The 9,457-nt window shown below is 68.8% G+C and carries 7 protein-coding genes; 5 read left to right on the top strand and 2 right to left on the bottom strand.

Features of this window, described 5'->3' with window-relative positions:
- Positions 1 to 317 precede the first annotated feature (317 nt).
- Positions 318 to 719 carry a hypothetical protein gene (locus ACWC5C_RS22470; protein ID WP_450877848.1) on the bottom strand — a complete coding sequence of 134 codons (402 nt, stop codon included), beginning with the start codon at positions 717 to 719 and terminating at the stop codon, positions 318 to 320.
- Positions 720 to 1,089: 370 nt separating this feature from the next.
- Here ACWC5C_RS22470 and ACWC5C_RS22465 point away from each other — a divergent pair, with 370 nt between their 5' ends.
- The 4 genes from ACWC5C_RS22465 to ACWC5C_RS22450 all read left to right on the top strand — a co-directional run bounded on the left by ACWC5C_RS22465 (position 1,090) and on the right by ACWC5C_RS22450 (position 6,975).
- On the top strand, positions 1,090 to 1,464 hold the full coding sequence (locus ACWC5C_RS22465) for a hypothetical protein (RefSeq protein ID WP_450877846.1): 375 nt from the start codon (positions 1,090 to 1,092) through the stop codon (positions 1,462 to 1,464).
- Positions 1,465 to 1,928: 464 nt separating this feature from the next.
- Positions 1,929 to 5,654, top strand: coding sequence for an nSTAND1 domain-containing NTPase (locus ACWC5C_RS22460; protein WP_450877844.1), 3,726 nt, complete (start codon positions 1,929 to 1,931; stop codon positions 5,652 to 5,654).
- Between the two features lie 155 nt (positions 5,655 to 5,809).
- Positions 5,810 to 6,703, top strand: coding sequence for a hypothetical protein (locus ACWC5C_RS22455; RefSeq protein ID WP_450877842.1), 894 nt, complete (start codon positions 5,810 to 5,812; stop codon positions 6,701 to 6,703).
- Positions 6,700 to 6,975, top strand: coding sequence for an ester cyclase (locus tag ACWC5C_RS22450; protein ID WP_450877840.1), 276 nt, complete (start codon positions 6,700 to 6,702; stop codon positions 6,973 to 6,975). The genes ACWC5C_RS22455 and ACWC5C_RS22450 overlap by 4 nt, the downstream gene beginning before the upstream one ends.
- Before the next feature lie 83 nt (positions 6,976 to 7,058).
- On the opposite strand, the gene ACWC5C_RS22445 is transcribed toward ACWC5C_RS22450, so the two are convergent.
- The gene (locus ACWC5C_RS22445) at positions 7,059 to 7,973 is read right to left on the bottom strand and encodes a helix-turn-helix transcriptional regulator (protein ID WP_450877838.1); all 915 of its coding nucleotides are present in this window, start codon (positions 7,971 to 7,973) and stop codon (positions 7,059 to 7,061) included.
- Positions 7,974 to 8,195: 222 nt separating this feature from the next.
- Here ACWC5C_RS22445 and ACWC5C_RS22440 point away from each other — a divergent pair, with 222 nt between their 5' ends.
- Complete coding sequence (locus tag ACWC5C_RS22440) at positions 8,196 to 9,413, top strand: Cmx/CmrA family chloramphenicol efflux MFS transporter (RefSeq protein WP_450877836.1); 1,218 nt, start codon at positions 8,196 to 8,198, stop codon at positions 9,411 to 9,413.
- The last annotated feature ends 44 nt before the right edge of the window (positions 9,414 to 9,457 follow it).

The following is a 9,457-nucleotide window of genomic DNA, read 5'->3' as shown; positions in this document are numbered from 1 at the left end:
CACCCGCCGCGGCCCCGACACCGAGCAAGACACCTGCTACAGCGTCCCCCAGCTCCAGGACCTGCTCGACGAATGGCTGGTGCACTACCACCACCTTACGCCCAGCTCACACACCCCGCCCACCCCGACCCAACCGCCAACCCCGCCTCTCAACAAACCCACAACACCGCAGGCCAACAAACACTCGGCCCACCAACAAACCCCCCTCCGAGCGTTAACCTGGCTCGGCGCGATCCGCACCAGCGCGACACGCAGCTCCTCTGCGGTCGCCTTGAGCTGCGGGATCAGGGGGCCGTCTCCGTCAGCGACGGCCTCGCTCATGCTGCCTCGCTCCATGTCGTGCTCACCGAGGCCGCGACGATCCGCGGCTCGGCACGCCCCCTGAGCAGTCCGACGATCTGCGCCTGGTTACGGTCCATCTTCTGACCGAGCTCTTCGAGGTCGCCCTTCAGCTGGTCGACCTTGTAGTCAAGGTTCCCGGCCTTCTGGTCGAGATCCCCGATCTGGATACGCACCGGGGTCAGGTCGCTCTCGGTGATCCCGAACCCGCGGTCGTTCTTCTCTGCGACCTCTGCGAAACGCCGGGTCAAAGCGGACAGTTCGCCGTGAGCGATGGGGTCCTCGGGCACGTAGGCGAGCAGGACCGGCAGCGTCGGCAGCCGCTGCCCCGAGGCCGCCTGCGACAGAGAGGCAGCCCGATGCTCCCCCTGCTCGGCCATCGGCGGTAGGACGGCGTCCCCGCCTCCGCACGCAATTTGCGTAACGCATAAGCGAAACGCATCACCGGCCCGGCCTGCGGATCAACAGGCCTCTCCGGACGCCTCACACCACTCCCCCATTCTTCCGAGCGCTCCACCGTAGGAAGCCCCCAACACCACGTGCAGCCCCCGGCCATGCTCCGGCCGATTGATTAATGCAGGCCAGGTGCTACTGAACAACTCCGAGGAGCGGCGAAGCTGAAGTCACCGCCGGCCGCTTCGCTCTCTGCGGGGGAAGGGCGAAACGGCCGGCGGACGGAGTTCGGGATGCCCTCCAGGAGGGGTGTCCCAGCATCCGCAGGAATCTGCACACGACACAGAGGAGAAGATCATGAAGCAGAAGCTTGGCTTGGCCGTAGCGACAGTTTGCGTGGGTATGGGCACGCTGGTCGGCCCGGCCTCCACCGCGGTCGCCTCCCCCGCCGATACGGGCGGGACCACAGCAGCTCAGCGCTCCCAGGCTGCCGGGGTGGGCATCATGGCGCACGTTGACCGTGTCAACGTTCCCAAGTGCGTCAAGTTCAAGACCAACTTCTCCGGTTACAAGGACCACCTGTACATCAAGAACAAGTGCAAGCGTGCCAAGCACGTGAAGGTGATCCTCGACCAGGCCAGCGACTTCGAATGTCGGAAGATCAGCAAGGGTCACACGCGGCACTACTGGTGGAGCTACCCCGCCAAGGTCAACAAGGTGAAGGGCTGCTGAGCCCCACCGCCACCTCAACCAGACGGCCGCCGCCCACGCACGCCCGTCAGCCCCCGCTCGCCACCCTGGTGAAGGGAAAGGAGGGGGAGACCGCCGCGGCGTGAGCGAGCGCCGCTGGCATTCGTACAGACCGAGCGGGGTCCGGACAGGATCTCCTTGTCCGGGACCCGCGGTGGTACGACTACATCCTGGCGTTCCAAAGCGAGCGGGTCGGCGGTCGTCGCCGACCCGGCCGGGCACCGCGACTGGCGATGGTGAGGGTGGTGGGCTAGTGAGTGCCCGGCCGCGATCGGCGACGAGTTCGTTTTCAGCCACCGCAGGTTTGCTCGACAGCCCGTCTGAGCGGTTCTGATCCATCCGGTCGCATTCAGCCTTCACAGTCGGCGCAATTGTCGCGGCCGCCAGACGGTTCTTAGGGTGTGTTGTTACGAGCAGACGGACTGCTCGAGGGAAGGGAAGGGCGAGTGGGGCGTCCGGAGAAGCCGATCGATCCGCAAGACGGGCCCACCGCGCGGTTCGCCCACGAACTGCGCAAGCTCCGCGACAAGGCAGGAGCCCCCGGCTACCGGAGCATGGCACGTCATGCGGGGTATTCGGCCGCGACCTTGTCACAAGCCGCAGGAGGTGACCGACTCCCGACCCTGCCAGTCGCTCTGGCCTATGCAAAGGCATGCGGCGGGGACCAGGCGGAGTGGGAGCAACGATGGCACACCGCCCGCGACGAAGAAGCCGCTCAGCCCCAGGCCACGGACGAGGAGTCAGCAGATCCTCCCTACCGTGGCCTGGCCCGCTTCGAACCCAGCGACAGCGCACGGTTCTTCGGCCGAACCCGCCTCACAGACAACCTCACCGCCCTGACCGGAGCCCACCGGTGCGTCATGGTGCTCGGCCCTTCCGGCAGCGGTAAGTCCTCCCTCCTCCGCGCTGGACTCATCCCCCGATTACAGGACACCGAAGACCCGGCACTGCGCCCGGCGGCGATCCGCATTCTCACGCCCGGTCCCCGACCGGTGCACGATCACCAGAAGCTGTTCACCCCGTCTGCGGGAGGGGGAGATACGTGGCTGGTGGTGGATCAATTCGAAGAGGTATTCACTCTCTGTCGAGATGTGGCGGAGCGGCAGCAATTCATCAGCCTGCTGCTGTCGGCCCAGGACCCCGGAAGCCGGCTGCGGATAGTGGTGGGAGTGCGGGCGGACTTTTATGCCCGCTGTCTTCAGTACGAGGGTCTGGCTGCGGTCCTTGGGGAGGCGAGTCTGCCCGTCGGCCCGATGACACCGGAGGAGCTGCGTGAGGTGATTGTCAAACCCGCGGCTGCCGAAGGGCTGATCGTGGAGCGGACACTGACCGCCCGCCTCATCGAAGAGGCCGGCCAGGAGCCAGGGGAACTGCCGCTGACGTCGCACGCGCTGCTGGAGACCTGGCGCCGCCGCCGCGGCCGCGCCCTGACCCTGGAAGGCTACGAAGCCGCCGGCGGCATCCACGGCGCCATCGCCCAGACCGCCGAAACCCTCTACACCCAGCTCTCCCCACCCCAGGCCGAAGCAGCCCGCCGCATCCTGCTGCGCATGATCAGCCCGGGCGAAGGCACCCCGGACACCCGCCGCCCCGTCGACCAGGCCGAGCTCACCACCACCCGCGCAGACCCGGACGCGGACACCGTGCTCCACCGCCTGGCCAACACCCGGCTGGTCATCCTGGACAACACCACCGTCGACCTCGCCCACGAAGCACTGATTACCGCGTGGCCCCGGCTGCGCGGATGGATCGAGGATAGCCGTGAGCGCCTGCGCCGCCACCGGCGTCTGACTGAAGCCGCCCGCAACTGGCACAATCGCGGCTGCGACAGCGGGGCGCTGCTACGGGGCGTGGAGCTCGCCGAGGCCGAAGATGCCTTCCACACTTCCGAGCACAGGGGCGAACTGACGGCGAGGGAGGCGGACTTTCTTCGCGCCTCTACTGCGGCCAACCAGTGGCGCACCCGTCGTACCCATCTGCTCGTGGGAACCCTCAGTGTGCTGCTCCTTCTGGCGCTGGGCGCGACGACCGTCGCCGTTCAAAAGACGGCCGCTGCCGACACTCAGCGTCGTCTGGCTGTGTCTCGTGAACTAGGCGCCCGTGCCGGGCAGGTGAGCGAACAGTCCCCTGAGGAGGCCATGATCCTCGCGCTCCAGGGATACCAACAGGCCCCCACCAGGGAAGCGCGCAGCAGTCTGCTCAGCTCCTACGCCCGCTTTTACGCCAACCAGTTCACCGGGCACACCAAGACGGTGACGGGGACAGCCTTTGCGCCAAACGGCCGCATCCTGGCCACCGCGAGCGACGACCACAGCGTCAAACTGTGGGACACCCGCTCCCACCATCTCCTGGCGACCCTGACCGGCCACACCGACAGCGTCAACGCGGTGGCGTTCTCCCCCGATAGCCGCATCCTCGCCACCGCGAGCGATGACCACAGCGTCAAACTATGGGACACCCGCTCCCACCATCTCCTGGCGACCCTGACCGGCCACACGGGCCTGGTGGATGGGGCCGTGTTCTCCCCCGATGGCCGCAGTCTGGCCACCGCCAGCCGCGATCGTACGGTGCGCCTGTGGGACGCACGCACACACCAGCAACGCGCCCTCCTCACCGGACACACCGATCCGGTGACGTATGTAGCGTTCTCACCTGACGGCCACACCGTGGCCAGCGCGGACGGCGGGCGCACGACCCGCCTGTGGGACGTGGCTTCTCGCAAGACCCTCGCCGTCCTAGCCGGCCACACCGGCGCCGTCGCTACAGTGGCGTTCTCCCCTGATGGCCGCACCCTCGCCACCGCGGGCAATGACCACAGCGTGAAGCTGTGGGACGTACAGTCCCACCGCCTGCTCGCGACCTTGTCCGGCCACACCAACATGGTGCTCAACGTAGCGTTCTCCCCCGACGGCCGCACCCTGGCCAGCACGAGCATGGACGGCACCATCCGTCTGTGGCGACCGCAAACGCGCAAGCCCCTGGCCAAGCTGAACGTAGGGCCGCCCGTCTACGCTGTGGCGTTCTCCCCCGACGGCCGCTCCCTGGCCTCCACAGGCCCAGGCTCCACCGCCCGCTTGTGGAACGTGACCTCGCGCCGACCCGTCGCCACATTGACCGGACGCTCCGGCACCATCACGTCACAGCCCACCTTCGCAGACCGCCACGCCTTCCTCCGAGTCGACTACGACATTCAGGTCCCCCGCTGGTCCACAGCGAGACCGCGCACCCGCCCCACACCCATTCACCCCCCAAAATCCTTCGCCACATCGGTGTCGAGCAGCAACAGCGTGGCGGTCGCCGGTCACGACCGTCGCGTACGCGTATGGAGCCTGGCGACAGGCAGACACATCGCCACTCTCCCGGCGGGCAACGGCTTTATGTGGCAACTGGCAATCACTCCTGACGGGAACACCCTGGCCGTCGGGAGCGACGATGGCACCATCCGGGTGTGGGACGTCGCTACCCGCCGCGCCACAGCCGTCCTGCGCGGACACCGCTCAGTAAAGGCCCTTGCTCTGAGGCCCGACGGCCATGCTCTGGCCGCCATCAGATCCGACGGCACCACGTACCTGTGGACCACCCGCTCCGGGCAGGCCGCCTCACCCATGTCCGGCCCCAAGAACGCCGACATGGCCCTCGCCTTCAGCCCCGACGGGGGCCGCCTGGCCGCTGGCAACGACGACGGCACCATCCGGGTGTGGGACATCGCAACCCGCCGCACCTTCTCCGTCCTGCGCGGACACACCGGCCCCATCCTCGGGGTGGACTTCAGCCCCGACCACGTGACACTCGCCGCGACCTACATCAACGACGGCAGCGTACAGCTGTGGGACTATCACGACCCTCGCCTGCACGCCACCCTCACCGACCCCACCCTGGAGGAGGGCCAACCCAAGGCGGTCTTCTCTCCCAACGGCCAGGCCCTAGCAACCTTCACCCCCAACGGCGCCCGTGTCTGGAGCACTGACACCGGCTACGTCGCCACACGCGTCTGTCGCCTCAGCAGCGACCATCACTGGGCACAACTCCTCCCCGACCAACCAGTGAAAGACGTCTGCGACCCGCATCGGCTATCTGCCACTGTCCACCGCCGTGACACCCTTGCCGTTCGTCTCACTGCGCCTGTTGCTGGTCTGAGTCGTCGCACTCGGCACAGCCACGAGGCGCGCTGACGCCCGAGCGCTCGTACTCCCCCTCCGCATAACTCCGCGCCACACGGATGACCGCCTTGCTGCTCACGGCATCGCTACTCGGCGATAGCGACGGCTCTCGGTCACCACCATGTGAGCAACAGGCATGTCAGCATCCTGCCGCCCACGTCTCAGAGATGACACAGGTCCTGGGCACCCTGCATCACGCTCTGAGCACCCCGGACCGCCTCACCTCGCTCTTCCCACACCCGCTCCACAACGTCTCCACGCTCCTCGCCGACCTCACCCGCCGCAGCGACTGCGCCGGCGTCCTGCACGCGCTGATCCTCCTGGCCGAACACCTCGACGCCCACGGCTCCCCCATCGACTACGCCCACCGCCGGGCCCTGTTCGCCAAACGGGCCCACTTCATCGACCCACAGTGCTGGAGCGACCTGCAGCGCCGCCTGCGCTCGAACCACCGCCCCGATGCCACCCACGCGCAGCGGTGGATCTTCCACACCCTGACCGGCTCGCCACCGCACCTCGCGCACCCGGAACTCGCACCGGCCGCCGGAGCGCAGCGCCAGCAGTACCAGCGCTTCCGCTGGCGAATCCTGCCCGCCGAAGCCGACCTGCTCACCCAAACCGCGCACGCACTCCTCGAGGAGCACTGCATCGACGAACCGCTCCAGTGGACGCCCCGGCTCCCCGCCCGCACTCTGCACCACCTCGCACTCCCCGGGCCCGACCCGGACAGCATCACCCCAACTCGGCTCCACCAGGCCCTGCCCGTCGACGACTTCTCCCCAGCCCGCGTCGCGCAAACTCTGAACACCACCACGGCGCACGTCATCTACCTGCTGTCGCGGAACCCGGTCGACTGGAGCCCGCCTCGGTTTCGCCGCACCCAGCACACGGCCACCCGCATCGGGCAATGGCGAAAGTGGTACGAGCAACGCCATCTGTCGCTACAGGACATAGCTGACCGGGAAGGCACGAGCCTCGCAACCGTGCGCCTGGCCCTGCTTAAAAACGACGTCCCGCTCTGCCCTGCCGGGTCCTATCCAGGCCGCCCAAGGAGGAAATGAGCCTGCCGGGAGGACGGACGGCTCAGGAGGCGGAGCAGACCGGGGAGACCCGCGACATCGTGAGCTCCGGCAACACCGTCATGCTTCAGTACCGCATGAGCGCGCTGCACTCCGGTACGTTCGCCGGTGCCCCGGCCACGGGCAAGCGGGTGGAGTGGGACGAGATCGGCGTGCCGCACTTCGACGACGAGGGCAAGATCACCGACCTGTGGTTCATGTGCCAAGAGCTGAGCCTGGACGAGCAGATCGGCTACAAAGCGCAGCTGGGCTGAAAAGCACCGTCCGCCCACCCCTGGCCCCGCGAGCATTCCCCTATGAACTTTGCGGGGCCGGGGCCCGCCGCACGGCGCGCCTGTCACTTCGGGCGGCCTGTGCTGCCGGGCCGAGCGGCGGATGTGGAGGTGTTCTCCCGGGTGGCATCGGGGGCGCTCCAGCTGGCAAGGAGGGCGAGGGCCTGGGCGGAGGCGGATCCGGGTTCGGCGGTGTACACGCACACGGTCTGATCGGGGTCGGCCGGGAAGGCCAGGGTCTCGTGGCGCAGGGTGAACTGGCCTACCACGGGGTGGTGGAAGTGCTGCGTGCCGTGGGCGCACTGCGCCACACGGTGGCTGTCCCACCAGGCACTGAACTCCGGCACCTTGACGACGGCTTCACCGATCAGCTCGTTGAGCAGGGCGTCGTCGGGGTGGCGTCCGGACTCCAGGCGCAGATTGGCCACGACGATCTCCGCGGCCTCGTCCCAGTTCTCGTACAGCTCGCGGGCGGCGGGGTCGAGCAGTACGTAGCGGGCGAAGTTGCGCTCCCGGTACGGCAGTGAGTCCCAGTCGGTGATCAGGGCGCGGGCCAGAGCATTGGCGGCCAGCACGTCCTGGCGGTGGTTGGCGATGAAGGCCGGTGAGACACCGCCCAGGATGTCCAGCATCTGATGGACCTCGGGGCGCACACGCTGCACGCGCTCCGGGCGGCGACGCGGGGTGCGGGCAGTACGGGTAGGAGGCCGGGCGAGGTCGAAGAGGTGGGTGCGTTCGTCGTCGTCCAGGCGCAGTCCCCTGGCCAAGGCGTCCAGGACGGTCTCGGAGACATTGGGGTGGCGGCCCTGTTCGAGGCGGGTGTAGTAGTCCGTGCTCACCCCGGCAAGGTGCGCGGCCTCCTCGCGGCGCAGCCCCGGTACCCGGCGGGCGCCACGGCCCGGCGCCAGGCCCGCCTCGGACGGGCCCAGCCGGGCCCGGAGGCTACGCAGGAAGTCTGCCAGCTCAGCGTTCTGCTCCATTTCTCCAGTATTGGCCAGGGGCGGGAGAGCCGCCCCCATCAGGGTGGCCCAGCTGGACCCAGGCTCAGCTGGGCCATCTCCGGCGGCCCTCCCGCCCTTGGGCGGCGGGAGGGTGGAGTGCGGGCAGGTCCGCAAGGCCGTCTCCTGCCCCACCAGCACCTCTGCTTGCACGTCGGGCGGCACCTCTGCTTGCCCCGGCCACCACCTACGGAGCACTTCCCCATGCCGTTCGTCATCTACATCCTCGGGTTCGGCACGTTCGCCCAGGGGACCTCGGAGTTCATGCTCGCCGGGCTGCTGCCCTCCGTCGCCGGCGACCTGGATGTCTCGCTGTCCCGGGCGGGACTGCTGGTGTCGGCGTTCGCCGTCGGCATGATCGTCGGCGCGCCGCTGCTGGCGCTGGCCACCCTGAGGCTGCCCCGCCGCGGCGCGCTGACCGGCTTCCAGGTGGTGTTCGTCGCCGGACACGTGGCCGCCGCGCTCGTGCCGCACTTCGGCTTCCAGCTGGGCATGCGCGTGGTCACGGGCATGGCGTACGCCGGGTTCTGGGCGCTGGCCTCGGTCGCCGCGGTCTCTCTCGTGCCCGCCGACCGGCATGGGAAGGCGATGTCGGTGGTCGTGTCCGGGCTGAGCCTGGCCATGATCCTCGGGGTGCCGGCCGGTACCCTGCTGGCCCAGCACTCCAGCTGGCAGGCGGCGTTCTGGGCGGTGGCCGCGATGACCGCGCTGTCCACCGTCGCGGTGCTGATCGCCCTGCCGGGCGGGCGTGACACCACAGCTCCGATGCCGAGGCTGAGGACCGAGGTGCGCTCGCTGGCCGTGCCCCGGCTGTGGGTCGCCTACGCCACCACTGCGCTGACCATCTCCGCCACCATCGCGATCTTCTCCTATCTCGGTGCCCTCCTCGAAGACGTCACCGGCGTCTCCGAGGGGCTCGTGCCGGTGGTACTCGGCCTGTACGGGGTCGGCGCGCTGGCCGGCCTCACGGTCGGTGGCCGCATCGCCGACCGGGCTCCCTTCGGCGTTCTGCTGACCGGCATGAGCACCGTCGCGGTCGTGGCCGCCGCGATCGCGCTGACCGCGGACATCCCCGCCGTGGTGATCCCGCTCGCCGTCCTCCTCGCCGCCGGCGGCTTTGTCACCAACCCGGCCGTGAACATTCGGGTGTTCGGCACCCTGGGCGAGACCAGGACGCTGGGCGGCGCGATGAACATCGCCGCCTTCAACGTCGGAATCGCCGTCGCGCCGTGGGTGTCCGGCCTGGTCATCGACGCGGGCCCCGGTCTGGCAGGCATCGGCTGGGTCGGCGCGGCCTTCGCCCTGGCGGCGATAGCGAGCACGCTGATCGACCGCCGCTGTACCCGCCGCCATGTGCCTACGGCGTCTGTCTCCGCTGTGGCCGATGCGCAGGCGCCCGAGTCCCTCTCCGTCTCCCAGTGAGCCGACCCACGACCGGCGGACCGGCGGTGCACCGGAGAACCGTT

The organism is Streptomyces sp. NPDC001700 (genome assembly GCF_053596435.1).
Note: the sequence above shows the minus strand (reverse complement) of the source record. Positions and strands in the feature narration are given on the sequence as shown.